Source organism: Nocardioides sp. NPDC057577 (assembly GCF_042801335.1).
Taxonomy (GTDB): Bacteria; Actinomycetota; Actinomycetes; order Propionibacteriales; family Nocardioidaceae; genus Nocardioides.
This window is the reverse complement of record NZ_JBHVGB010000018.1, coordinates 23,355-47,143: the sequence shown is the minus strand read 5'-3', so window position 1 is coordinate 47,143 and position 23,789 is coordinate 23,355. Positions and strand designations below refer to the sequence as shown.

The 23,789-nt window shown below is 68.7% G+C and carries 25 protein-coding genes; 18 read left to right on the top strand and 7 right to left on the bottom strand.

Features of this window, described 5'->3' with window-relative positions:
* The first annotated feature begins 116 nt into the window (after positions 1 to 116).
* Genes ACFU7D_RS06170 through ACFU7D_RS06160 form a run of 3 tightly spaced genes read left to right on the top strand, consistent with a single transcriptional unit; the run spans position 117 to position 1,149 of the window.
* Positions 117 to 440, top strand: a complete 324-nt coding sequence (locus ACFU7D_RS06170; RefSeq protein WP_378864690.1) for a hypothetical protein — start codon at positions 117 to 119, stop codon at positions 438 to 440.
* A complete protein-coding gene (locus ACFU7D_RS06165) occupies positions 437 to 862 on the top strand; it encodes a phage holin family protein (RefSeq protein ID WP_378728239.1) in 426 nt (141 codons plus the stop codon). The genes ACFU7D_RS06170 and ACFU7D_RS06165 overlap by 4 nt, the downstream gene beginning before the upstream one ends.
* On the top strand, positions 859 to 1,149 hold the full coding sequence (locus tag ACFU7D_RS06160) for a DUF3618 domain-containing protein (RefSeq protein WP_378864688.1): 291 nt from the start codon (positions 859 to 861) through the stop codon (positions 1,147 to 1,149). Before ACFU7D_RS06165 ends, ACFU7D_RS06160 begins: the two co-directional genes overlap by 4 nt.
* Here the strand turns inward: ACFU7D_RS06160 and ACFU7D_RS06155 are convergent.
* From ACFU7D_RS06155 to ACFU7D_RS06145, 3 genes are read right to left on the bottom strand one after another with little or no spacing between them, the layout of a single operon-like run.
* Positions 1,136 to 2,566: a pyridoxal phosphate-dependent decarboxylase family protein gene (locus tag ACFU7D_RS06155; protein ID WP_378864686.1), complete on the bottom strand. Its 1,431-nt coding sequence runs from the start codon at positions 2,564 to 2,566 to the stop codon at positions 1,136 to 1,138. The genes ACFU7D_RS06160 and ACFU7D_RS06155 overlap by 14 nt on opposite strands.
* Positions 2,563 to 3,894: an MFS transporter gene (locus ACFU7D_RS06150; RefSeq protein ID WP_378864684.1), complete on the bottom strand. Its 1,332-nt coding sequence runs from the start codon at positions 3,892 to 3,894 to the stop codon at positions 2,563 to 2,565. The genes ACFU7D_RS06155 and ACFU7D_RS06150 overlap by 4 nt, the downstream gene beginning before the upstream one ends.
* Before the next feature lie 58 nt (positions 3,895 to 3,952).
* Positions 3,953 to 4,597, bottom strand: coding sequence for a GntR family transcriptional regulator (locus ACFU7D_RS06145; RefSeq protein ID WP_378728243.1), 645 nt, complete (start codon positions 4,595 to 4,597; stop codon positions 3,953 to 3,955).
* A 149-nt stretch (positions 4,598 to 4,746) separates the two neighbouring features.
* Here ACFU7D_RS06145 and ACFU7D_RS06140 point away from each other — a divergent pair, with 149 nt between their 5' ends.
* Genes ACFU7D_RS06140 through serA form a run of 4 tightly spaced genes read left to right on the top strand, consistent with a single transcriptional unit; the run spans position 4,747 to position 8,106 of the window.
* Positions 4,747 to 5,049 (top strand): putative quinol monooxygenase, encoded by a 303-nt coding sequence (locus ACFU7D_RS06140; RefSeq protein ID WP_378728244.1) that lies wholly within the window; start codon positions 4,747 to 4,749, stop codon positions 5,047 to 5,049.
* Between the two features lie 20 nt (positions 5,050 to 5,069).
* Positions 5,070 to 5,501 carry a cupin domain-containing protein gene (locus ACFU7D_RS06135; RefSeq protein WP_378864681.1) on the top strand — a complete coding sequence of 144 codons (432 nt, stop codon included), beginning with the start codon at positions 5,070 to 5,072 and terminating at the stop codon, positions 5,499 to 5,501.
* Entirely contained in the window at positions 5,498 to 6,892 is a 1,395-nt protein-coding gene (locus ACFU7D_RS06130; RefSeq protein ID WP_378864674.1) for an aldehyde dehydrogenase family protein, read from the top strand. The genes ACFU7D_RS06135 and ACFU7D_RS06130 overlap by 4 nt, the downstream gene beginning before the upstream one ends.
* The gene (serA, locus tag ACFU7D_RS06125; RefSeq protein ID WP_378864671.1) at positions 6,889 to 8,106 is read left to right on the top strand and encodes a phosphoglycerate dehydrogenase; all 1,218 of its coding nucleotides are present in this window, start codon (positions 6,889 to 6,891) and stop codon (positions 8,104 to 8,106) included. Before ACFU7D_RS06130 ends, serA begins: the two co-directional genes overlap by 4 nt.
* Positions 8,107 to 8,113: 7 nt before the next feature.
* Here the strand turns inward: serA and ACFU7D_RS06120 are convergent, their stop codons facing one another.
* A complete protein-coding gene (locus ACFU7D_RS06120; RefSeq protein WP_378864668.1) occupies positions 8,114 to 9,295 on the bottom strand; it encodes an MFS transporter in 1,182 nt (393 codons plus the stop codon).
* Positions 9,288 to 9,944: a GntR family transcriptional regulator gene (locus ACFU7D_RS06115; RefSeq protein WP_378864665.1), complete on the bottom strand. Its 657-nt coding sequence runs from the start codon at positions 9,942 to 9,944 to the stop codon at positions 9,288 to 9,290. Before ACFU7D_RS06115 ends, ACFU7D_RS06120 begins: the two co-directional genes overlap by 8 nt.
* A 115-nt stretch (positions 9,945 to 10,059) precedes the next feature.
* On the opposite strand from ACFU7D_RS06115, the gene ACFU7D_RS06110 reads away from it, so the two are divergent.
* From ACFU7D_RS06110 to ACFU7D_RS06080, 7 genes are all read left to right on the top strand, one after another.
* Positions 10,060 to 11,064, top strand: coding sequence for a Bug family tripartite tricarboxylate transporter substrate binding protein (locus ACFU7D_RS06110; protein ID WP_378864662.1), 1,005 nt, complete (start codon positions 10,060 to 10,062; stop codon positions 11,062 to 11,064).
* Entirely contained in the window at positions 11,061 to 11,564 is a 504-nt protein-coding gene (locus ACFU7D_RS06105) for a tripartite tricarboxylate transporter TctB family protein (RefSeq protein WP_378864659.1), read from the top strand. Before ACFU7D_RS06110 ends, ACFU7D_RS06105 begins: the two co-directional genes overlap by 4 nt.
* A 6-nt stretch (positions 11,565 to 11,570) precedes the next feature.
* Positions 11,571 to 13,109, top strand: coding sequence for a tripartite tricarboxylate transporter permease (locus ACFU7D_RS06100; RefSeq protein ID WP_378864656.1), 1,539 nt, complete (start codon positions 11,571 to 11,573; stop codon positions 13,107 to 13,109).
* Entirely contained in the window at positions 13,106 to 13,510 is a 405-nt protein-coding gene (locus ACFU7D_RS06095) for a universal stress protein (RefSeq protein WP_378864653.1), read from the top strand. The genes ACFU7D_RS06100 and ACFU7D_RS06095 overlap by 4 nt, the downstream gene beginning before the upstream one ends.
* Positions 13,507 to 14,580: an Ldh family oxidoreductase gene (locus ACFU7D_RS06090; RefSeq protein WP_378864650.1), complete on the top strand. Its 1,074-nt coding sequence runs from the start codon at positions 13,507 to 13,509 to the stop codon at positions 14,578 to 14,580. The genes ACFU7D_RS06095 and ACFU7D_RS06090 overlap by 4 nt, the downstream gene beginning before the upstream one ends.
* A gap of 19 nt (positions 14,581 to 14,599) precedes the next feature.
* Positions 14,600 to 15,673 (top strand): isocitrate/isopropylmalate dehydrogenase family protein, encoded by a 1,074-nt coding sequence (locus ACFU7D_RS06085; protein WP_378864647.1) that lies wholly within the window; start codon positions 14,600 to 14,602, stop codon positions 15,671 to 15,673.
* 107 nt (positions 15,674 to 15,780) lie between these two features.
* Positions 15,781 to 16,794, top strand: a complete 1,014-nt coding sequence (locus tag ACFU7D_RS06080; RefSeq protein WP_378864644.1) for a TerC/Alx family metal homeostasis membrane protein — start codon at positions 15,781 to 15,783, stop codon at positions 16,792 to 16,794.
* 48 nt (positions 16,795 to 16,842) lie between these two features.
* On the opposite strand, the gene ACFU7D_RS06075 is transcribed toward ACFU7D_RS06080, so the two are convergent.
* Positions 16,843 to 17,562, bottom strand: a complete 720-nt coding sequence (locus ACFU7D_RS06075; protein WP_378864641.1) for a transporter substrate-binding domain-containing protein — start codon at positions 17,560 to 17,562, stop codon at positions 16,843 to 16,845.
* A 27-nt stretch (positions 17,563 to 17,589) separates the two neighbouring features.
* Positions 17,590 to 18,285: a GntR family transcriptional regulator gene (locus ACFU7D_RS06070; protein ID WP_378864638.1), complete on the bottom strand. Its 696-nt coding sequence runs from the start codon at positions 18,283 to 18,285 to the stop codon at positions 17,590 to 17,592.
* 287 nt (positions 18,286 to 18,572) lie between these two features.
* On the opposite strand from ACFU7D_RS06070, the gene ACFU7D_RS06065 reads away from it, so the two are divergent.
* The 4 genes from ACFU7D_RS06065 to ACFU7D_RS06050 are packed head-to-tail and all read left to right on the top strand — an operon-like array spanning position 18,573 to position 23,783.
* Positions 18,573 to 19,760, top strand: a complete 1,188-nt coding sequence (locus tag ACFU7D_RS06065; RefSeq protein ID WP_378864635.1) for an ABC transporter substrate-binding protein — start codon at positions 18,573 to 18,575, stop codon at positions 19,758 to 19,760.
* A gap of 7 nt (positions 19,761 to 19,767) precedes the next feature.
* On the top strand, positions 19,768 to 21,534 hold the full coding sequence (locus ACFU7D_RS06060; protein ID WP_378728908.1) for an ABC transporter permease: 1,767 nt from the start codon (positions 19,768 to 19,770) through the stop codon (positions 21,532 to 21,534).
* The gene (locus ACFU7D_RS06055) at positions 21,527 to 22,651 is read left to right on the top strand and encodes an ABC transporter ATP-binding protein (protein ID WP_378864632.1); all 1,125 of its coding nucleotides are present in this window, start codon (positions 21,527 to 21,529) and stop codon (positions 22,649 to 22,651) included. Before ACFU7D_RS06060 ends, ACFU7D_RS06055 begins: the two co-directional genes overlap by 8 nt.
* A gap of 43 nt (positions 22,652 to 22,694) precedes the next feature.
* A complete protein-coding gene (locus tag ACFU7D_RS06050) occupies positions 22,695 to 23,783 on the top strand; it encodes an isocitrate/isopropylmalate dehydrogenase family protein (RefSeq protein WP_378864629.1) in 1,089 nt (362 codons plus the stop codon).
* Positions 23,784 to 23,789 lie beyond the last annotated feature (6 nt).

The following is a 23,789-nucleotide window of genomic DNA, read 5'->3' as shown; positions in this document are numbered from 1 at the left end:
GGGATGACGACACGTGGCTACGGAGGTACTCCCCTTCAAGAAGATGATAACCCAGTTTGTCCGCGTATCTCCTCGCCTTCTGGGTACCGACCAGTTACAGCGAGGAGGAGGAACACATGTTCAAGAAACCAGCATTGCTGGCCGCCTTCGGTATCGGCTACGTCCTCGGCGCTCGCGCTGGACGTGAGCGGTACGACGCGATGGTGGCCAAGGCACAGGAGCTGTGGCACGACCCGCGCGTCCAGGAGAAGGCGCACAACGCTCGGGTCGTGGCTGGGGAGAAGGCTGACGCGGCCCGCCACGCCGTCCAGGACAAGATGCCTGGCGACTCCACGCCGTCGTCGGCATCTGCCCCGACCTCCCAGACGACGCCGAGCGCACCCCGTCCCCACGACACCGTGGACCCGGTGGCCGACGTGCCGCGGGGGTGGGAGTCGTGACGGTTCATCACCAGACCGACGCATCGATGGGCGAGCTGGTCTCGCGACTCTCCACGGAGATGTCCGGCCTCATGCGCGGCGAGCTCGAGCTCGCCCGACTCGAGCTGACCGAGAAGGCCAAGCACACCGGCAAGGGGGCCGGGGCGTTCGGCGCGGCCGGCCTGGTGGCTCTGTACGGCCTCGGGGTCCTGATCGCCGCGGCGATTCTCGCCCTGGCGCTGGTCATGGATGCCTGGCTGGCCGCGGTGCTGGTCGGAGCCGTGCTCCTGGTCATCGCCGGTGGCATCGCCCTGTTCGGGAAGAAGCAGGTCTCCGAGGGAACCCCGATGAAGCCCGAACGTGCCACCGAGAACCTCAGGCGGGACGTGGAGACCGTCAAGCACCGCCACGCCGAGGACCACACCCCGAGGAGTACGCCATGACGCAGCACCCTGTGCCCCGGCCCGCCGGGGGTGGCGACGACAGCATCGCCGCAGTCGAGGCCGAGCTGGACAGCACCCGACACGAGATGGCCGACACCCTCGACGAGCTCGCCGCGCGGCTGGATGTGAAGACGCGCGGGAAGGAGAAGGTTCACGAGGTGAAGCAGCGCACCCAGGTGGCTGCCAGGTCTCGAGACGTACAGATTCGGGGCGGCATCGTCGCCGCGCTCGTGATCGCCATGATCGTGATGCTGGCCAGGAGGAAACGCCGGATCAGCGCCGAATAGGCCGAGTCAGTCGGTCGAGAAAGGCGACGAGCAGCGCTTCGCGCATCGCGGCGGAGGCCAGGTCGAGCATCGCGTTGACCTCGGCCATCCGCTGCGGCAGCGCCAGCTCGTCCTGCTCGCCGTTGGCGCCGATGAGCCCGGCCGCGAGCAACAGGCCGTCGAAGTCCTCCTCCGACAAGGAGGTCGGGTCGAGCCCGCCGATGAACGTGGCGACGGTGGGGTCGACGGTGACCGGGCCGGCCGCCACGGCGGCCGCGACCGCCTCGGCGAGGGCGGCGAGGAGCTCTGGTACGTGGGGGAGCGTCGCCGCGCTCACCGACAGATGGATGGTGGCGGGGGAGCCGGCGAAGGTCATCTGCGGCTGGACGTACCAGCCGCGCGCCGCCATCTCGTCGCAGACCGTGAACGGGTCGCAGGTCTCGTCGGTGGTGAGCGCGATCAGCGTGGAGTCGGGAGTGCTTACCACGGCGAGCTCGGGGATCTCACCGACGCCGCCGCGGATGCGGTCAACCGCCTCGAAGACGTCGCGGGCGAGCCGCTCGTAGCCGGTGTCTCCCAGCGTGCGCATCACGGCCCAGGCGCCGGCCAGCGGCCCACCCGACTTCGTCGACTGCATCGTGGAATTGAGCATGGTGTAGCCGGGCCATGCGGCCGAGGCGAAGAACTGCGGCCGCCGCAGGTCCGGGGTGCGGTGCAGCAGCACCGAGGTGCCCTTGGGGGCGTAGGCGTACTTGTGCAGGTCGACGGAGATCGAGGTGACGCCGTCGACCGCGAACGTCCATGCCGGTACGTCCCGCCCCAGCCGCGTCGCGTAGGGCAGCACCCAGCCGCCGATGCACGCGTCGACGTGGCAGCGGATCCCGCGCTCGGCCGCGGCGGCCGCGATCGCGGTGACCGGGTCGACGACCCCGTGCGCATAGGACGGCGCCGAGGCGACCACCAGCACCGTGCGCTCGTCCATCGCCGCGGCCATCGCGGCCGGATCGGCCCGATGATCCGGCCCCACCGGCACCAGCACCGGCTCGACCCCGAAGTAGTGCGCGGCCTTGTGGAACGCGGCGTGTGCCGTCGTGGGGAGCACCATCCGGGGCTGCTCGATCCCGGGATGGGCGTCGCGCGCGGTCTGCACCGCCAGCAGCACCGACTCGGTGCCACCGGAGGTGACCGTCCCGACCACCGTCTCCGGCGCGTCCAGCAGGTCGGCCGCCATCCCGACCACCTCGGTCTCCATCCGGAGCAGGCTCGGGAACGCGGTCGGGTCCAGGCCGTTGGAACCGGCGTAGGCGGCGACCGCCTCGCGGCCGATCCGGTCGATGTCGGGCAGGCCCGAGTCGTAGACGTAGGCGAGGGTGCGGCCGCCGTGCACCGGCAGGTCGGCGGTCTGCAGCTCGCGGAGTTGGGTCAGGGCGTCGGTCATACGGTCACGGTCCCATCTACGTCGTCGGCGGTGAGCGAGTAGCCCCGCAGCCACAGCAGGCTGAGCAGAGCCAGGCAGGCCGGCAGCACCGAGAAACCGAGCGTGATCGCGGTCAGCGCCGAGTCCGGCTGGGCGACGTCGGTGCCGGTCGAGGACCGGTAGCCACCGAGCGCCAGCACCGCTGCGTAGACGCCGGGTCCGAGCGCCAGCCCGAGGGTCTCCCCGGCGGTCCAGACGCCGGTGTAGACCCCGATCCGGCTCGACCCGCTGCGCCGGGCGTCGACGGCGGCAGCGTCGGGAAGCATCGCCATCGGGAAGACCTGGCACCCGGCGTACCCGACCCCGACCAGCACCACCGCGGCATAGACCAGAGCCACCGGTGCGGTCTGGGCGGTGGCGGCGAGGAGCGCGCCGACGGCGAGGACGACCGAGGCGGCGACGTACCCGTTCTTCTTGCCGATCCTGGCGCCGAGCGCGGCCCACGCGGGGGTGAGCAGCAGCGCGGGGCCGACGAAGCAGACGAACAGGATCGTCGCCGCGCCGTCGCGGCCGATCACGTCGCCGGCGAGGTAGTCGACTCCGGCCAGCATCGCCCCGAAGGCGACCGCCTGGATCACGAAGGTGATCAGCAGCCGGCGGAAGTCGGGTGCCGCGGCCACGATCCGGAGCTGGTCGCGCAGGGTGCCGGCCCCGGGCTGGACGGTGTGGACAGGCGCCCGGCGGGTCCCGACGTACGCACTGAGCACCCCGATCAGGATGAGCACCGCCATCACCACGCCCATCACCCGGTAGCCGTCGCGGCCACCGACCGCATCGCGGATCATCGGTGCGGTCGCGCCGGCGAGCAGGATGGTGAGTGCCAGGATCGCGACCCGCCAGGTCATCAGCCGGGTGCGTTCGTCGTAGGACTCTGTCAGCTCGGCGGGCATGGCGACGTAGGGCACCTGGAAGAAGGCGTACGCCGTCGCGCAGCCCAGGAACACGACCAGCACCCAGGCCGCCTCGAGCCCGGTCGCCATCGACGGCGCCGCGAACAGCAGCGCGAACGTCACCGCCAGCGCGATCCCGGCCCGGCGCAGCCACGGCCGTCGCGGCCCCCGCGGGTCCACCGTCCGGTCGCTGATCCGGCCCGCGATCGGGTTCAGCACGACATCCCACGCCTTGGGGGCGAACACGATGAATCCCGCCGCCAGCGCGGCGATCCCGAGGCTGTCGGTCAGGTAGGGGAGCAGCATCAGCCCCGGGATCGTGCCGAACGTGCCGGTCGCCACGGAGCCGGAGCCGTAGCCGAGGCGTACGCCGAGCGGGAGGGTCGGGCTGGCTCGCATGCCCGACATAGTGCCGTGGGTGAGCCCTCGGCGCCCGGGAACGCCGAAAATCGGGCGGTCAGGCCAGCTGGCTGCCGATCGCTCGCAGCGCTTCGTCCCGGGCGTCCAGGACGTGGGAGTGGGCGATGGCCGCGGCTCGCTCGCTGTCGCCGTCGCGGACCGCCTCGAAGATCGCCCGGTGGTCGGCGAGGGCCTGGTCTCGTCGTTCCTGGGTGTGGTTGGTGAAGAGGCGGTAGCGCGCCATCTGGTTGGCCACCTGGTCGTGGAGGCGGAGCGCCCAGGCGTTGTCGGCGATGGCGCCGACCTTGGCGTGCAGCGCCTTGCCGAGGTTCATCGCATCATCGGCGAAGCTCACCAGCGCGGCGTTGCGCGCCACGATGCCTTCGAGCTCGGTGATGTCGCTCGGCGTCGCCTTGGTGCATGCCGCGGACGCCATCATCGACTCGAGTGCGGCCCGCACCTCGTAGAGCTCGGCGATGTCGCGTGCGTCGAGCTTGGGGACGAAGACGCCGCCGGTGGCGTGCTGGTCGAGGAGGTTCTCCGCGATCAGGCGCCGCAGCGCCTCACGCAGGGGAGTCCGTGAGATGTCGAGCTCGGTCGCGAGCTGAGGCTCGTAGAGCCGCGTCCCGGGCTCGAGCTCGAGCTCGAGGATGCGTCGTTTGAGCTCTTCGTAGGCGTATTGCCCGCCAGATGGGCGAGCCATGGATTTCTCTGTCATGGCGATTCGGGGTCGAGGCTACCCGACCGGCTGCCCGCGACGGGTCCGGAACCGGTGGCTTCGCCTTGGCAAGCGGGTCTGCGTGCATGTATACATGTACACAGACCTAGCCTCGTTCACCCCAAGGAACCCGCATGATCGCTCTCGTCGTCTCCGTCCAGGTCAAGCCCGGATCCCGGCCGGACTTCCTCGCCGCCATCGAGGCCAACGCCCACGCGTCCTTCAACGACGAGGCCGGCTGCCTCTACTTCGACGTCGTCTGCGACCGAGCCGACGACCACCACTTCTTCTTCTACGAGCTGTACGCCGACGCGGCGGCCGTCGAGGCGCACCGGGCGGCGCCTCACTTCAAGGTCTGGCGGGCAGCCGCCGAGGCCTACCTCGTCCCCGGTTCGCAAGTGAACTGCCTCGCCGACCAGCTCATCCACCACGCCTGATCCGCCCCGAAGGAATCACCATGTGCAAGCAACCCGAAGCCCCGAACATGATCATCCGTCCGAACGAGGTCGAGCCGTTCGACCGGGGCGGCGGCGTCGCCACGATCCCGTACGTCGGGAAGTGGAACAGCGACCGGAACCTCGTCACGACGGGCCAGACCGTCTTCCAGGTCGGCCGCGGCCTGCCCCTGCACAGCCACAACGTCGAGGAGTCGGTGCTGATCCTCGAGGGCCAGGCGACAGCACAGATCGGTGACGAGACCTTCGACATGGAGGTCGGAGACGCGTCCTGGGTGCCGGCCGGGGTGCCGCACCGCTTCTTCAACCGTGGCGAGGGAGTGATGCGCATCTACTGGGTCTACGGCGGACGGTACGTCACCCGCACCATGACCGAGACCGGTGAGACCTTCGAGCACCTCTCGGAGAACGACAAGGGAGCGCGTGACCAGTGAACGCCGACCAGTACACCATCGAGGTCCGCAACCCCGCGACCGACGAGATCCTCGCGACCTACCAGCCGCACACCCCCGAGCAGATCGACGTCCTGGTGGCGAAGGGCGCGAGGGTCGCGGTGCGCTGGGGAGAGGTGCCGCTAGCAGACCGGATCCAGGTGGTCGAGCGGCTCGTGGAGCAGCTCCGCACCGATCGCGCCGACCTCGCCGAGCAGATCGTCCGGGAGATGGGCAAGCCGCTCGCAGAGGCGGCCGGTGAGGTCGACAAGTCGGCCCTGACCGCCGAGTACTACGCCGCGAACGCCCCGGCGATCCTAGGCCGCGAGCAGGTCGACGTCGGTGAGGCTCAGGCATGGGTCTCCTACGAGCCGCTCGGACTGCTCCTCGCGGTGATGCCGTGGAACTTCCCGCTGTGGCAGGTCATGCGCTTCGCCATCCCCGCGGTCACCGCCGGCAACGGGGTGCTGCTCAAGCACTCGCCGAACGTGACCGGGTGCGCGCTGGCGATCCAGGACCTCTTCGTGCGTGCGGGCTTCCCCGAGGGCCTCGTGACCACGCTCGTGATCGCCGAGCCGGACGTCCCGGCGACGACCGAGGCGTTGATCGCGGACGACCGCATCGCTGCGGTGACGCTCACCGGCAGCAACCGCGCCGGTGCCGCCGTCGGCGCGGCAGCCGGCCGGGCCGCCAAGAAGTCGGTCCTCGAGCTCGGCGGCTCGGACGCATTCGTGGTTCTCGATGACGCCGACGTGCCGTCCGCGGCTGCCGCCGCGGTGCGGGCCCGTTTCCACAACGCCGGACAGAGCTGTGTGTGCGCCAAGCGGTTCATCGTCAGTAGGGGTGTCGCCGAGGAGTTCACCGACGCCTTCGTCGCCGGTGTGGAGGCGCTCCGGATGGGAGATCCCGCCTCGGAGGGCGTCGACGTCGGGCCGATGGCGCGAGACGACCTGCGCGCGGGCCTGGCCCGCCAGGTGGAGGAGTCGATAGCCGGTGGAGCCAAGCTTCTCGCCGGTGGAGGTGCCGCCGAGCGGCCCGGCTACTTCTTCGAGCCCACCGTGCTGACCGACGTACGTCCTGGCATGCCGGTCTTCGACGAGGAGACCTTTGGACCGGTGGCTGCGATCAGCGTGGCCGCCGACGATGAGGAGGCGATCGCGCTCGCCAACCAGACCGAGTTCGGGTTGGGGCTGAGCGTGTGGACCTCCGATGTGGAGCGCGGCGTGCGCGTGGCCGGGCGGATCACCTCGGGTGCCGCGTTCGTCAACGCGATCGTCGCCTCCGACCCGCGGGTGCCCTTCGGTGGCACCAAGAAGAGCGGCTACGGCCGCGAGCTGGCCGGCGTCGGTATGCGCGAGTTCACCAACATGCGTACGTTCTGGGTCGGCGCATGAGCGCGGCCACGGGCGCAGCGGGGCGCGCGCTTCTTCTGGAGAACATCCATCCCAGCGCCGTCGAGGTGCTCGAGAGGGCCGGCTACGAGGTCCACCAGCACCCGGCGTCCATGTCCGAGGCCGAGCTCATCACCGCCCTTCCCGGGGTGACTCTGCTGGGCATCCGGTCCAACACCAGCGTGACCTCTGCGGTGATCGAGGCTGCGCCGGACCTGCAGGCGTTGGGCTGCTTCTGCATCGGCACCAACCAGGTCGACCTGGCGGCCGCCGCCACTGCGGGCATACCCGTGTTCAACGCGCCCTACTCCAACTCCCGCAGCGTCGTCGAGCTCGTCATCGGCGAGATCATCGCGCTGGCCCGTCGCCTGACCGAGAAGACGCAGCGGATGCACGAGGGCATCTGGGACAAGTCGGCCAAGGGCAGTCACGAGGTCCGCGGACGCACCCTGGGCATCGTCGGCTACGGCAACATCGGTACGCAGCTGGGCACCGTTGCCGAGAGCCTGGGCATGCGGGTGGTCTTCTTCGACGTGGCCGATCGCCCGGCCCACGGGACCGTACGCCGTCTCGCGACCCTGGAGGAGCTGCTGAACCTCTCCGACGTCGTCAGCATCCATGTCGACGGGCGCCCCGGCAACGCCGGGATGTTCGGTGATGCGGAGTTTCGGCAGATGCGCGACGGCGCGGTCTTCATCAATGCCTCGCGCGGGATGGTCGTCGACGACGTCGCCCTGCGCGAGCACCTGCTCTCGGGTCACCTCGCCGGTGCTGCGCTCGACGTCTTCCCGATCGAGCCCAAGGCGCAGGGCGACGAGTTCGTCTCCGCGCTGCGCGGTCTCGACAACGTCATCCTGACCCCGCACGTCGGTGCCTCCACCCAGGAGGCGCAGGAGGAGATCGGGGAGTTCGTGGCCGGCAAGCTCGCCGGGTTCGTCACCGACGGCAACACCGGGCTGTGCGTCAACCTTCCCAACGCCCAGGCGCCGCGTGGCGACGGTTGCCGTCTGGCGGTGCTGCACGACAACATCCCTGGTGTGCTCGCCGGCATGACCCAGCTGTTGCTGGGTGCCGGGCTGAACGTCAGTGGTCAGGTGGTGGCCACGCGCGACCATCTGGGCTACGGGCTCACCGACCTCGGGGAGCGCCCTGCCGGCGAGGTCATCGAGAAGATCGCCGCTCTGGACGGGGCACGGGTCGTCCGCCTCGTCGGCTGAGCGACGGCTACGGGTTGGGGTCGGATCTCGGGATCGACCTGGAGGCCGCGGCGACGACACCGAGTGCCGCGGCCGTCACCCAGAGCACACCGGAAGCGCCGGCCCCGACCGCGACGAGGCCGGCGAGCGACGGGACGACGACCTGGCCCAGGCGGTTGCCGGTGAGGCGCAGCGACATGGCCCGGCCACGCAGGCCTGGGGGAGTGGCCTCCGCAAGCCACGACATCGTCAGCGGCTGGCCGGCCCCCAGGGACAGACCCATCACGACGACGACGAAGCCGAGCAGGACCACCGGCATCGGGATCGGCGCCAGTGCCATCGCCAGCGCCGCGAGAGTGACGCTCCCGGTGAGGACCAGGGGGCGGCCGAGCCGTTCGGTCAGTCTGCCCAGCATGAGGCGCGAGATCATCGAGGAGCCGGCGCGGAGCGCGAGCAGCAGGCCGATCGTGCCCGAGGCGATGTCGCGCTCGGTCCCGAGCAGCGGCAGATAGACCAGGCTGATGTCGACCGCGGCGAGCACGACACAGCTCACCGTCAGGGCGCGGAGCAGCCCCTTGCGGCGTACGAGGTCGCGGACCGAACCCTCGACCGGGCCGCGATCTCCGCGTCGGTCGTGCGTGGACGGCGTCGCGATCGCGGCCAGCAGGAGCGCCACGCTCAGCGCGAGCGAGGCGGTGAAGATGGCCCCGGTGTGGGGGATTGCCTGGGAGCCCCCGAAGAGGATGATGAGTCCAGGCCCGATCGCCTGCCCGGCGGACGCGGCGAAGGTGTAATGGCCGAAGGCGGAGTCGTAGCGGGCGCGTGGGGTCCGGTTGGCCACCATGGCCTGCTGGGCGACGACCGAGAGCAGGTGGCCGATGCCCAGGAGCACGGTAGCCGCGATCACGCCGGCGACGCTGTGCCCCAGGTACAGGAAGGCTGTCGCCGAACCGATGGTGATCAGGCCTCCGGTCACCATCACCGGCCGCTCGCCGTACCTGTCCGACAGCAGGCCGGCCGGGACCGCGAGGACCAGGGGGACGATCGCGAACGTGGCTCCGAGGGCGCCCATCCAATAGGACGGGACGTCGAGCTCGAGGGCTCGGTAGACGGCCGTGGGTCGCAGGACGAAGGTGACCGCCTGGATCAGGACCGTGTGGGCGAAGAACGGGACGGCCCAGCGCCGGACCGAGGCGGTCGGTTCAGTCACGGGCACTGATCGCGCGGATGGCTTCGTCGCGGGCGTGGGTGACATGGACGAACGCGAGGTGGCTGGCGCGGTCCGCGTCGCCTCCGGTGACCGCGTCCACGAGCTCCTGGTGCTCGGCGAGAGCCTCGTCGCGACGCCGTTGGGTGTGGTTGGTGTACATCCGGTAGCGCTGGAGCTGGTTGGAGATCTGCTCGTGTAGCCGAAGCGCCCAGCCGTTGTCGGCGATCCGCGCGATCTCGGTATGGATCGCCTTGCCGGTCGACATCGCGTCGTCGGCGAAGCCGACCAGGGCTGCGTTGCGCTCGGCCAGGCTCCGGAGCTGGGCGTGGTCGGTCTCGGTGGCACGACGTGCGGCTGTGGCCGCCATCAGCGCCTCGAGGCTCGCACGCACGTCGTAGAGCTCGGCGACCTCGTGCTCGCCACGGTCGGGGACGACGACGCCACCGGTGGGCTGCTGCTCGAGGAGGTTCTCGGCGATCAGGCGTCGCACCGCCTCGCGGACCGGCGTACGGCTGACCTTCAGCTCCGCCGACAGTGCCGGTTCGAAGAGCCGTTCGCCGGGCGCGAGCTCCAGGTCGAGGATCCGACGTTTCAGCTCGAGGTAGACGAGGTGGGCTCCGGACATCCGGGTCTGAGTCTTCGGGGCCATGGCGAAACTTTAACAGAGATTCGTCTTCTTTCATACTTGTATACATGTGCGCAGCGGAGTAGTGTCCGTCGTCACATCACCACAAGTGGCCCAACGAAGGGCAGGGAGAACAGACATGAGGAAACTGGCCAAGACCAAGTCCGTGGCATTGCTCACGGCTACGTTGATCGGCGCATCGGCGCTGACGTCGTGTGGCGCCGACGGGAGCACGGCTACGCCGGCCGATAGCCCTCTCGCCAAGGGAGCCAGCATCGTCGTCCCCTCCGACCCCGGCGGCGGCTACGACCAGACCGCCAGGGCCATGGAGAAGGTGCTGACCGACGAGGGCATCGCCAAGCGAGTCCAGGTGACCAACACCCCGGGAGCCGGCGGCACCGTCGCCCTCTCGCAGTACGTCCAGGGCAACGACGCCAGCGACCTGATGGTCGCCGGTAAGGCCCTCGTCGGCGCGGTCCTCACCAACAAGGCCGACAACAAGCTCAGCGAAGCGACCCCCATCGCCCGGCTGATCGGCGAGTACGAGGTCGTCGTCGTCCCCGCGGACTCGAAGTTCGAGACGCTGGAGGACTTCCTGGCCGCGCTCAAGGCCGATCCCGGCGAGAACCCCATCGCCATCGGCAACCAGGGCGGTGTCGACCACCAGTGGGGCGGAATCCTCGCGCAGGAGGTCGGTGTGAACCCCACCGACGTCAACTTCGTGACCTACGACGGGGGAGCCGAGGTCACTACGGCGATGCTGGGTGGACGTGTGGCCGCCGGCATCTCGGGCTACGCCGAGTTCGCCGAGCAGGTCGAGGCCGGCAAGCTCAAGGTGCTCGCCTCCTCCTCGGACGCCCCGCTCGAGGTGAACCCGGACATCCCCACGATCACCGACGCGGGCTACCCGGACGCGGTCTTCGTCAACTGGCGCGGCATCTTCGCCCCTCCAGGCATCAGCGAGAGCGACCGCAAGGACCTCGACGAGGCGTTCAAGACCATGAACGACAGCGAAGCCTGGGCGAAGGTGCGCGAAACCAACGGCTGGACCGACGAGTACCTCGGCACCGACGAGTTCGAGGCGCAGCTCGAGAAGGACGAGGCCGAGGCAGAAACCCAGCTGAAGGAGCTGGGTCTGGCATGACCGCCCCTGTCATGAAGGGCGTCAAGAGCAAGGGGGAGCTCGCGTTCGCCGGGCTCCTCCTCGCTCTCGGGGTCTTCATCCTCGCCTACACCGCGACGATCGACGTCCCGGAGGCGGCCAGCAACGTCGGCCCCCGCCCCGTGCCCTTCCTCGTCGGAGGACTGCTCACCGTCGCCGCCGTGGCTGTCGTGATCAACCTCCTGCGTGGCGGCCACGCCCAGCCCGACGAGGCCGAGCTCATCGACCCATCTCTGCCGGTCAACGTACGCCGAGTCGGCTCGTTCGTCGCGACCATCGTCGGCTACGCGCTGCTCCTGGAACCGCTCGGATATCTGCTGACGACCGCCTTGGCCTTCTTCGCCGTCTCGGTGACCCTCGGGTCACGGCACTTCGTACGCCTCGCCGTCGGCTCCGTGGTGCTCGCGGCCGTCATCTACCTGGCATTCACCCGGCTGCTCGGCATCTACCTGCCGCCGGGCATCTTCGAAGGGATCCTGTGAGCTCCCATGGACGGACTCAACGCACTCGCTCAGGGGTTCGCGACCGCCGCGACTCCCGAGAACCTGCTCTTCGCCCTGATCGGCGTCCTTGCCGGGACGCTCGTGGGCGTTCTGCCCGGCATCGGCCCGGCCCTGACCATCGCCCTCCTGCTCCCGATCACCTACACGGTCGAGCCCCAGGGGGCGTTCATCATGTTCGCCGGCATCTACTACGGCGCGATGTACGGCGGTTCCACCACCTCGATCCTGCTCAACACGCCCGGTGAGTCCGGCGCGATGATGACAGCGATCGAGGGCAACAAGATGGCCCATGCCGGCAGGGCGGCCTCCGCCCTCGCCACCGCGGCCATCGGCTCCTTCGTCGCCGGCACGATCGCGACGCTCGCGCTCGCGTTCCTGGCCCCGTACGTCGTCGACATCGCCATCGGCCTGGGCGAGGCCGACTACCTGGCCCTGATCGTGGTGGCCTTCATGACCGTCGGCGCCATGATCGGCAGCTCCGTGGCCCGGGGGATGGTGAGCGTCGCGCTCGGCATGGCGATCGGCCTGATCGGGATCGACGGGCAGAGCGGCGCCCAGCGCTTCGTCTTCGGGGTCCCGCGCCTGCTGGACGGCATCGACACCGTCCTGATCATCGTCGCCCTGTTCGCCATGAGTGAAGCCGTCTACCTCGCCGCCAAGATGAGCCCCCACAAGCCCAAGCCGCTGGCACTGCGTGGCCGGGTGTGGATGACGCGCGAGGACTGGCGCCGCTCGTGGCCGGCCTGGTTGCGCGGCACCCTCATCGGCTGGCCCCTGGGCGCGGTGCCGGTCGGCGGCTCAGAGGTGCCGACCTTCCTCTCGTACGCCGCGGAGCGGAAGCTCACCAAGCACCCCGAGGAGTTCGGCCACGGTGCCATCGAGGGCGTGGCCGGGCCAGAGTCCGCCAACAACGCGAACGCGGCCGGCTCCTTGATGCCGCTGCTGACGCTAGGACTGCCCACCTCCGCCACCGCGGCTGTCATGCTCGTCGCCTTTCAGCAGTACGGCATCCAGCCCGGGCCGCTGCTGCTCGAGAAGGAGCCCGACCTGGTCTGGGGTTTGGTGGCTGCCCTCCTCATCGGTAACGCCATGCTGCTGCTCCTCAACCTGCCGTTGGTGGGGATGTGGGCGAAGGTGCTCAAGATCCCGACCCCCTACCTCTACGCCGGCATCACGGTCTTCTCGCTGCTCGGCGCCTACAGCCTGAACGCCTCGACCTTCGACATCTTCCTGCTCCTGGGCATCGGCATCCTGGGCTACTTCCTGCGCCAGTACGGGTACCCGGTCGCGCCGCTGATCATCGGCGCGATCCTCGGCCCGATCGCCGAGACCCAGCTGCGCCGGGCCATGGCGATCTCCGACGGAGACCCGACCGCGTTGATCTCCACCCCGTTCTCGATCTGCGCCTATGTGTTGCTCGCACTCGTACTGATCGTTCCTCGCCTGCTCCGGCGGTGGGAGCGCCGTACGGCCGAAGAGGTCGGTGTGCTCGAAGAGTTCGAACGACAGGAGAACCACCAGTGAATGCCGTCTACGCGACCATCGTTCTTGGCTACACCCCGTCGCCGCATTCTCGTGCTGCACTGGTCAGGGCGATCGAGATCGCGCACAACCGATCGGCCCGCCTCGTCGTGGTGAACGCCACGCCGGGCGACCGCTACTCAGACCCGTCCTTCGCCACCAGCGACGAGATCGGCGATCTCGAGCGCCAGTTGAGGGACGAGGGGGTGTCGTTCGAGGTCCGTCAACCGATGCGTGGCCGTGACGGCGGTGAGGAGGTCGTCGCAACAGCCGACGAGGTCGGCGCCGAGCTGATCATCATCGGGTTGCGTCGCCGCTCGGCCGTCGGGAAGTTCCTCCTAGGCAGTATCGCCCAGCGGATCCTCCTGGATGCGCACTGTGACGTCCTGGCGGTGAAGCCGTGAGTACGATCGATGCGCCCACTCACACCGTCCGAGCCGTCGACCTCGTCGCCTTCGGGCAGCAGGTCCTCGAGGCACATGGAGTGCCGGTCGCCGACGCACACCTGGTCTCCGACAGCCTGGTGCAGGCCGAGCTCTGGGGCCACTCGTCCCACGGGATGCTCCGCCTTCCGTGGTACGTCGAGCGGTTGCGGGGCGGGGCCATGAGCGCGGTCACCGATCCGACGGTCCTCAACGACACCGGAAGCCTGCTCCTGCTGGACGGCCGCGACGGGATCGGCCAGGTGCTGACAGACCGCGCCGTGACCGAGAGCGTGCGCCGGGCTCGCTCCCACGGCATCAGCGGCGTGGCCGTACGCAACAGCAACCATTTCGGGATGGCGGCCTACTACACGCGCAAGGCCGCCACCGAGGGGTGCGTCTCGCTGCTGTTCACCAACGCCAGTCCGGCGATGGCGCCCTGGGGCGGCCGTGAGAAGACGATCGGTACGAACCCGTGGTCGATCGCAGTGCCCGCGGGCAGCTACGGCGTCGCCGTGATCGACCTGGCCAACACCGCAGTCGCCCGCGGCAAGCTCTACCTCGCGGCCGAGCGAGGAGAACAGATCCCGAACGGCTGGGCCGCCGATGCGAACGGCGTGCCGACGACAGATCCGGCAGTCGGGATCGAAGGACTGATCCTCCCCATGGCCGGCCCCAAGGGATACGTCATCGCCTTCATGATGGACGCCCTCGCCGGCGTCCTGACCGGAAGCGCCTTCGGCACCGATGTCGTCGGCCCGTACGAGCCCGAGGGCCGCAGCGGCTGCGGCCACCTGGTGCTGACGCTGGACGTCGCCTCGCTGACGGACCTCGAGGAGTTCACCGGCCGCATGGAGACGCTGATCGAGCAGACGAAGGCCGCGGAGAAGGCCGACGGAAGCGCCGAGATCTTCTTCCCGGGCGAACTCGAGGACCGTGCCGCCGAGAGCCGCGCGACGAGTGGCATCCCGCTGCCGCCGAACACCTGGACGAGCCTCACCGAGCTTGCGTCCCAGACGGGCACGTCCGTGCCCGTACACACGTCCAACTAGTTTGAAGAGGTCACCCCTGATGAGCACCAACATCCTCGTCCTGCCCGGAGACGGCATCGGACCCGAGATCACCGCAGCCACGCTGGAGGTCCTCGCCACAGCTGATCGGGCGTTCTCCCTCGGGCTCGAGATCGAGCAGCAGGACATCGGCCTTGCCTCGCTGGCCGAGCACGGGACCACGCTGCGTCCCGACATCCTCACGCGTATCCCCGAGGTCGACGGCGTCCTGCTGGGGCCGGTGTCGCACTACGACTACCCGCCGCGGGCAGAGGGCGGCATCAACCCCTCAGCCGAGCTGAGGACGAAGTTCAAGCTGTACTCCAACATCCGCCCCAGCCGCTCGGTCGCCGACCTGACGGTGCTGCGACACCCGATGGACATCGTGATCATCCGCGAGAACACCGAAGGCTTCTATGCCGACCGGAACATGCACTTCGGCGTACCCGAGTTCATGCCCGACGAGGACACCGCGCTCTCCGTACGCAAGATCACCTCGCGCGCCTGCCAGGCCATCGCACGCACCGCCTTCGACATCGCCAGCACCCGCCGTAAGAAGGTCACCGCGGTGCACAAGGCGAACGTCTTGAAGACCACCGACGGTCTCTTCCTCCGCGAGGTGCGCAAGGTCGCCGCCGAGTACCCCGACGTCGAGCTCGAAGAGCTGATCGTCGACGCCACGGCCGCGCTGCTCGTGCGGCGCCCGCACACGTTCGACGTACTCGTGACGACGAACATGTTCGGCGACATCATCTCCGACGAGGCATCCGAGCTCTGCGGAAGCCTCGGCCTCGGCGGAGCCATCAACGCCGGCGAAGAAGTCTGCGTGGCGCAGGCTCAACATGGTTCCGCCCCGGACATCGCCGGCCAGGGCGTCGCGAACCCCACCTCCTTGATCCTGTCTGCAGCCATGCTCCTCGACTGGCTCGGCCGACGTGACGAGGCCGCGTCGTTCCGCGAGGCCAGCACCGCCATCGAGGCAGCCGTCAACGACGTACTCGCCAAGCCGGAGCTGCGCACGCGCGACCTCGGTGGCACCGCCACGACCGCCGAGTTCGCACGCTCCGTGGTCGCGGCCCTCACCACTACGAACTGAGACGAGGTGCCGATGGCAGATTCTCGTGGACCACCCGGAGACGTTGTACGACGTCGAACCGCTGACCGCTATCCCTTCAACCTCACATAGATCTAAGGAGTCCCTTCGTGGACGTCTCCCCGCTCATCTGGTGGTTGACCATCGGCATCGCCAGTGCCGTGCTGCTCTTCGATGTGCTCGTGATCGGCCGCCGACCGCACGAGCCTTCGCGTCGGGAGCTGATCGTCGCGCTGAGCGTCTACATCGGCTTGGCCATCGCGTTCGGTATCGGGGTCTATGTGTTCGCGGGCCATGAGTTCGGGACGCAGTTCTTCGCGGGCTGGGTGACCGAGTACTCGCTCTCGGTTGACAACCTGTTCATCTTCATCATCATCATGTCGAAGTTCGCGGTGCCGAGGCAGTTCCAGCAGAAGGCGCTGTTGATCGGGATCATCTTGGCGTTGATCTTCCGTGGCATCTTCATCGCGGTGGGTGCGGCCGCGATCGAGAACTTCAGCTGGGTCTTCTACCTGTTCGGTGCGTTCTTGATCTACACCGCGGTCAAGCTGGCCATGGAGGGTGGTGAGGACGAGGACGAGTACGAGGAGCCTGCGGTGGTGAAGTTCCTCGAGCGGCACATCCCGCTGACCTCGCAGTGGGGTGACAGCGCGAAGATGTTCGTTCGGGAGAACGGCAAGCGGATCGCGACCCCGATGTTCGTGGTGATCTGTGCGCTGGGTACTACTGACCTGCTGTTCGCGCTCGACTCGATCCCGGCGATCTATGGTCTGACCAACGAGGCCTACCTGGTGCTGACCGCGAACATCTTCGCGTTGATGGGTCTGCGCCAGCTCTACTTCCTCATCGGTGGTCTGCTGGAGCGGCTGGTCTATCTGTCCTACGGTCTGGCGATCCTGCTCGGGTTCATCGGCCTCAAGCTCGTCTTCCACGCGCTGCACGAGAACGAGCTGCCGTTCATCAACGGTGGCGAGCATGTCGAGTGGGCCCCGGAGGTCTCCATCGAGGTCTCCCTCAGTGTGATCATCGGCATTCTGGCCATCACCACCATCTTGAGCCTGCTGAAGTCGCGCAGCATGACCGCGAAAGAGCGCGACGACGCCACCGGCCCGCGCAACATGTGACGCGTCGTCGAACAGTTTCGGGTCCTGCTCGACGCAAGGTCCGTCAGATCATCGAGCCGAAGGAGGCGCGACGGTCGCCGCGACGCCGCTGCGAGCAAGCTCGTCGCGGACGAATCCCGTCGCTTTGAGCTCCTCGACGTAGGCCGAGACGGCGGCGACGGCCTCCGCGTCGAGCCCGCGGGGGAGGCCGACGGACTGGCGGATCTCCATGAACGCCGGCTCCAGGATCCGGCGGCCGGTCGCGGCGACGTACTCCTCCATCGGCTGGCGCACCCCCGCGGCCGCGTCGAGCCCTTGCTCCTCGAAGACGTCGGTGGCCTCGTCGGCGCGGACCACCTCCGCGTGCCGGAGGCTGCGGGTCAGGAAGAGGTCGTAGGCCGACCCGTCGCGGACGCCGATACGTACGCCGTCGCGGTCGATCTCGTCCGCCCCGGTGAGCGGCGAGTCGGCGTCGGTCACGTAGACGCCCTCGATGAGCACATAGGGAGCCGTGAAGACGACGCCCTCCTCCCGCGCCGGCTCGTTGGCGAGGAAGCAGAGGTCGACCCGGCCCCCGGTGATCGCAGCGTACGAGTCGCGGGCAGCGTCGACGCAGTGGAGCTGGAGCGGGACGCCGAGCCAGTCCGCCACGGACCGCGCGATGGCGACGGTGACGCCGCGAGGGTCCTCAGCGGTGCCCTGGGCGAGCACCGGGTTGCCGAGGTTGATGACCACCCGGAGAGTGCCGGTGGGGGCGATCAGGGTGGCGAGCGGGCTCGGCGAGGGCATCTGGACTCCTGGTGTGTGGATCGGTGGTCAGCTGAGGGTGAGGTGGGGAGGCTCTTCGTCCGCTCCGAGCCGGCTGGCCGCCTTGGCTCCGAGGCTGGTGGCGATGTGCTGACGCATCACCTCGGCGGCGCCGTCGCTGTCGCCGCGGATCACCGCGTCCAGGAGCTCGGCGTGCTCTCGGTCCTTGGCGTCCCGCTCCGGCTGGTCACGCTCCACCTGCAGGCCGAGGTGGCGATAGCGGTCGGCCTTGTCCCAGAGCCCCGCGAGCGTGGTGATGAGGATGTCGTTGTGGGAGGCGGTGTAGACCGCGGCGTGGAAACGGCGGTGCGCGACCAGGTCCGACACGCTGGGCTGGTTAGGGAGCGCATGCAGGGATGCCGCGGCCTCGCGCATCGCCCGGATGTCGTCCTTGGTGCGCCGCTGCGCGGCGAGGGATGCGGCGAGCGGGTCGAGCGAGCGGCGCACCTCGAGTAGGTCGCGTGCCTCCTCTGCGGTGAGCGCCGAGACGCGGGCGTCACGGTGGGCGTCCAGCTCCACCAGCCCCTCGGTCATCAGCCGGCGCATCGCCTCGCGCAGAGGTGTGGTGCTGATCCCGATCGTCTTCGCCAGGGTCGCCTGGTGCAGCACCGTGCCGGGCTCGAACTCCCCGGTCAGGATGCCGTCGCGCAGTCGTGTGTAGGCGTAGTCGCTCTTGGTGGCGTAGACCCCGGCGGGCTCCGTCATGGCATGTCTCCCTTGTTGAAACTCGCTATAACGTACTCGATCTGATGGGTATGTGTCACGCACATTCGCGCCTTGGTGGCAAGCTTCGAAGAATTTCTCCTCCGATGAGGCGAACAGTGCTGATCCCCAAGAACGTGCAGGTCAGATACGTGTTGTTGAGATCTTGACTCGCTAATCATGACTCGGATCCTGGTGTTGTTTTGCCGCGAACGCTTGACGGTTACAGGTTATAACGAGCACAGTGGCGCTCATCACACCCCTAGACCCCTCATCGAGGAGCGGAGCCCATGCAGTCATCCACGTCCAGGCTCGGGACCCGATCACCAGTCCGCAGACACCTGGCGCTGGCCGCCGTCGGCGCGTTCGCCATGGCATCGCTGGTCGCCTGTGGCAGCGGCGAGGCCGCCGTCGAGCCGAAGGAGAACAAGATCTCGGTCGAGGAGGTGCCCGACTACTACCCCGACAGCTATGCCGAGGACGTCGTGGCCGCGTCGAAGAAGGAGGGCGGGGAGCTCACCATCTACTCCAACACCTCCGAGGAGAACTGGGCGCCGATCTTCCGCGACTTCAAGAAGAAGTTCCCCTGGGTCGAGAAGGTCTCGGCCAACGACCTGGACAGCGACGAGGTGTTCCAGCGCGTCCTCGCCGAGCAGGCCACCGGTTCTTCGCCTGTCGACCTCGTGGTCTCCAACGCGTCGGTCGCCTGGGCCGACTTCGCCGAGCGCGAGGGCACCCTGCAGGCGTACGAGTCGCCCGAGCTCGCCAAGCTTCCGGACTTCGCCCAGCTGCTCCCCGATGTCTACGCGATGTCGACCGACCCGCAGACCATCGCCTACAACACCGAATTGATGCCTGAGGCCCCGACGGGCGTCGCCGACCTGGCCGACATCGCCGAGGAGAACAAGGACCTCCTGCAGGACAAGATCACGGTCCGCGACCCGGAGAGCAGCTTCGGGTTCACGGTGACCCGCAACTTCACCGAGGCCAACCCTGACGGCTGGAGCGACCTGGAGCAGGTGCTCCCGTACACCCGCGCCGAGACCTCCTCGGGCACCCAGATGGAGAAGATCCTGTCGGGGGAGTACCTCGCCGGCTTCTTCGTCAGCGGCGGCCCCGCCTTCCCTGTCGTGGACGACAGCCAGGGCCTGGTCGAGGTGATCTATCCCGAGGACGGCACCACGATCCTTCCGCGCGGGGTCGGCATCGCCGCCGATGCGCCGCACGCCGCGACGTCGAAGCTCTTCGTCGACTTCCTGCTCTCCGACGAGGGTCAGCGTGCGGTCGCCGAGGGCGGCCTGTCCTCCTACCGCGACGGCATCGAGGGCCCGGGCCTGCACACCTACCAGGAGGTCGTCGAGGCGGTCGGCGAGGAGAACGTGCTCTTCGCGCCGTACGAGACCGTGCCGAAGGACGAGGTCGACGCCTGGCTGGACAAGTTCTACAGCTACGTCGAGCCCGCCCCCGAGGAGGAGTGAGCTCCCGATGGCAACCATGACCACGACGCCGCCGGCGTCTCAGGACCAGGGGCCCGACCTTCGGGCGCCGCGCTACCGCAGGCCGTTCGGTGTCGGTCGGGACCAGCTCACCATGTACGGCGTACTGGCGGTGCTGGCGATCCTGGTGCTCGCACCGGTCGTCCCCACGTTGTGGCAGAGCGTCGTCGATCGCCCTCTCTACGAGGACGGCGGCGTCCTGACCCTCGAGGGCTACCGAGCGCTCTTCACCGATTCCGGGTTCGGCGAGGTCATCCTCAACACCCTGATCTTCGCGACGCTCACCACGGCCCTCAGCATCATGATCGCGGTGCCGATGGCGGTCGTGGTGGTGCGTACCCGGCTTCCCGGCGGACGGCTGATCGCGCTGGCGATGCAGTGGCCGTTCTTCATCTCCTCGTTGATCCTCGGCTTCGGTTGGATCCTGATGTACGGCCCCGCCGGCTTCGTCAGCACCCAGGTCGAGCAGCTCTTCGGTGCCGTGCCGTGGAACCTCTACTCGATCCCCGGCATGGCCGTCACCGAGGCCGTCGCGCTCGCCCCGATCGCGTACGTCTTCTGCGCCAACGCGCTGCGCCAGTCGGACGCCTCGCTCGAGTCGGCGGCCCAGGTGTGCGGTGCCGGACCGGCGCGGATCCTGTTCCAGGTCGTGGTGCCGATGCTGCGGCCGCCGGTGGTCTACAGCTCGATCCTGATCTTCTCGATGTCTGTCGAGACGCTCAGCGTCCCGCTGCTCTACGGCCAGCCGGTCAACATCAGCGTCTTCTCCACGTTCCTCTACAAGAACGGCCTCCAGGCCGTGGACCCCGACTACACCGTGCTCGGCGCTGCCTCCGTCGTGATCCTGCTGGTCACGATCAGTCTGGTCGCGCTCCAGGCCAAGCTCCTCAAGGACTCCGCGCGGTTCGTCTCGGTGCGCGGTAAGGCCACGCGGCCACGCAAGCTCGAGCTGGGCTGGGTGAAGTGGGTGAGCGTTGCCTTCATCGCGTTCTACGTCGTCTTCGGTGCGCTGATCCCGATCCTGGGGCTGGTGTTCCGCTCCTTCACGCTGATCTTCACGCCGCTGCGCAACCCGTTCGACTTCCTGACCATGGACAACTACGCGACGGTCTTCCAGTTCGAGTCCTACCGCCAGTCGATCGTCAACAGCCTCATCGTCGCCGGCGTCGGCTCGGTGCTGGTCAGCGCCCTCGCGGTGATGGCAGTCATGGTCGCGCGGAGGTCGACCTTCCGCTTCGGCCGCCTGGTCGAGTACCTCGCCCTGATCCCGCAGTCGGTTCCGGGGATCATCATCGGCATCGGCTTCTTCTGGGCCTTCGCCTTCGCCCCGTTCGGTGCGGGCACCCTGGTCCAGGGAACGCTCGGTGCCCTGGTCATCGCCTTCGGGCTCCGGGCGCTGCCGAGTGCCTTCGGATCCGTCGCGCCGGCGATCATGCAGATCGGGGCCGAGCTGGACAACGCGGCCCGCGTCTCGGGCGCCGACTGGCTGATGACGTTCTTCCGGGTCCTGCGTGTGCTGATCACGCCCGCCTTCGCCGGAGCGCTGGTCCTCACCTTCGTGATCATGCTGAAGGAGTACTCGCCCGCCGTCTTCCTCAGCTCTGCCGACAGCAACATCCTCGGCACCACCATGCTCGAGCTCTGGGCTCAGGGCCGCACCGGCTCCGTGGCCGCGCTCGCCACCGTCCAGATCGCCATCACCGCCGCCTTCGTGGCACTTGCAGGCCTGCTGATGAAGGGAAAGCACCATGCCTGAGCTCGTCGTCAAGAACCTCAAGAAGGAGTTCGGTGACAACACCGTTCTCCACGACAACACCTTCACCATCAAGGACGGCGAGTTCTTCACGCTCCTCGGTCCCAGCGGGTGCGGGAAGTCGACCACCCTCAACTGCATCGCCGGCCTCGAACGTCCCACGGGTGGGGCGATCACGGTCGACGGCACCACGTTCGTCGACCAGGAGCGGGGCACGTTCCTGCCGCCGGAGGAGCGCAACCTCGGCATGGTGTTCCAGTCCTACGCCCTGTGGCCGCACATGACGATCGCGAAGAACCTCGCGCTCCCGCTCGACATCCGCAAGGTCGACAAGGCCCGCCAGAAGGAGCTCATCCACGACGCGCTGGACAAGGTCGGCCTCGCCGACCTCAGCGCCCGCTACCCGCACCAGCTGTCCGGCGGCCAGCAGCAGCGGGTCGCGCTGGCCCGCGCGCTCGTCTACTCGCCCACGATGCTGCTGCTCGACGAGCCGCTCTCCAACCTCGACGCCAAGCTGCGCGAGCAGGCCCGGGCCTGGCTCAAGCGCCTCCAGGTGGAGCTCGGCATCACCACCGTCTACGTCACCCACGATCAGGACGAGGCGCTCGCGCTCAGCGACCGCATCGCGGTGATGTCCGGCGGCCACATGCTCCAGGTCGCCGACCCGCACGCCATCTACGAGCGCCCCGCCACCCCCGAGGTCGCCGCCTTCGTCGGCCGCTGCAACTTCTTCCAGGGCAAGGTCGAGGAGTCCAGCGGCTCACGGCACACCGTCCGTCTCGACGCCAACGACGGCGTCGTCGTGGTCGAGGCCGACCTGGAGACCTCACCCGGTCAGGGGATCACGGTAGCGATCCGCCCCGAGCGGCTCGAGGTCGTTCCCGCCGGCGCCGAGACACCCGGCACCAACCGGCTCGACACCGAGGTCCTCACCTCCTCCTACGTCGGCAGCCACTACGAGTACGACGTACGTCTGGGCAACCAGGTCGTCCAGGTCGAGAGCCAGCGTCCCGGCCTCACCGGACGCGTGCAGCTCGTCTTCGAGGCAGGCAGCGCCCTCCTCTACGCCGAGAAGGTCGCCCTCAGCCAGGAGGAGCGGGACCTGCTCACGGTCTCCTGACCCTCCCGCCCCACCTACCTCCTCCCATCGAAAGGCCACCAACGTGACCACACAGCCCACCCGCACGTACCGACTCGGCGTCCTCCTCGGCGACGGCATCGGACCCGAGATCGTCCCCTCGACGGTCGCAATGATCGACGCTGCCGTCGCCGCGGCCGGGGTCGACCCGATCGACTGGCACGAGCTCCCGCTCGGCGCCTCGGCGATCGAGGAGCACGGCAGCCACACCCCGGAGACCACCCTCAAAGTCCTCGAGGACCTCGACGGCTGGCTCCTCGGACCGCACGACAGCGCGGCCTACCCCGAGCCGTACCGCAGCCAGCTCAACCCCAGCGGCACGATCCGTAAGCACTTCGGCCTCTACGCCAACATCCGGCCCGCCAAGGCCTTCCAAGGCGGCAACGCCGTGGTCCCCGGCACCGATCTCGTCATCGCGCGCGAGAACACCGAGGGCTTCTACGCCGACCGCAACACCTTCCGGGGCACCGGCGAGATCATGCCGACGCCCGACGTGGCGATCATGCACGGCATCATCACCCGCGCCGGGACCGAGCGGATCGCCCGATCGGCCTTCGAGCTCGCCACCCGCCGCCGCAACAAGGTGACGATCGTGCACAAGGCCAACGTGCTCAAGATGACGACCGGCCTGTTCCGCGACGTTTGCCGTGAGATGGCGAAGGACTACCCGGGCGTCGAGGTCGACGACTTCCACATCGACGCGATGACCGTGCACCTGGTGCGCCGGGCAGACGACTTCGACGTCATCGTCACCGAGAACATGTTCGGCGACATCCTCTCCGACCTCGCCGGCGAGATCGCCGGCTCGCTCGGCATCGCCCCGTCGATCAACACCTCCGACACCCACGCCATGGCCCAGGCCTCGCACGGCTCAGCGCCTGACATCGCCGGCCAGGACATCGCCAACCCGATCGCGATGAACCTCTCCGGCTCGATGCTGCTCGACTGGCTCAGCGGCCGCCACGACGACGCCCGGCTCGCCGACGCGGCGCGCCGCCTCGACGACGCCGTCGCCGCCACCGTCGCGGCCGGAGTGTCCACCCGAGACCTCGGCGGCAGCGCGGGCACCCGCGAGTTCACCGACGCCGTCGTCGCTCGCATCGCGGCGGCCTGACGGCCG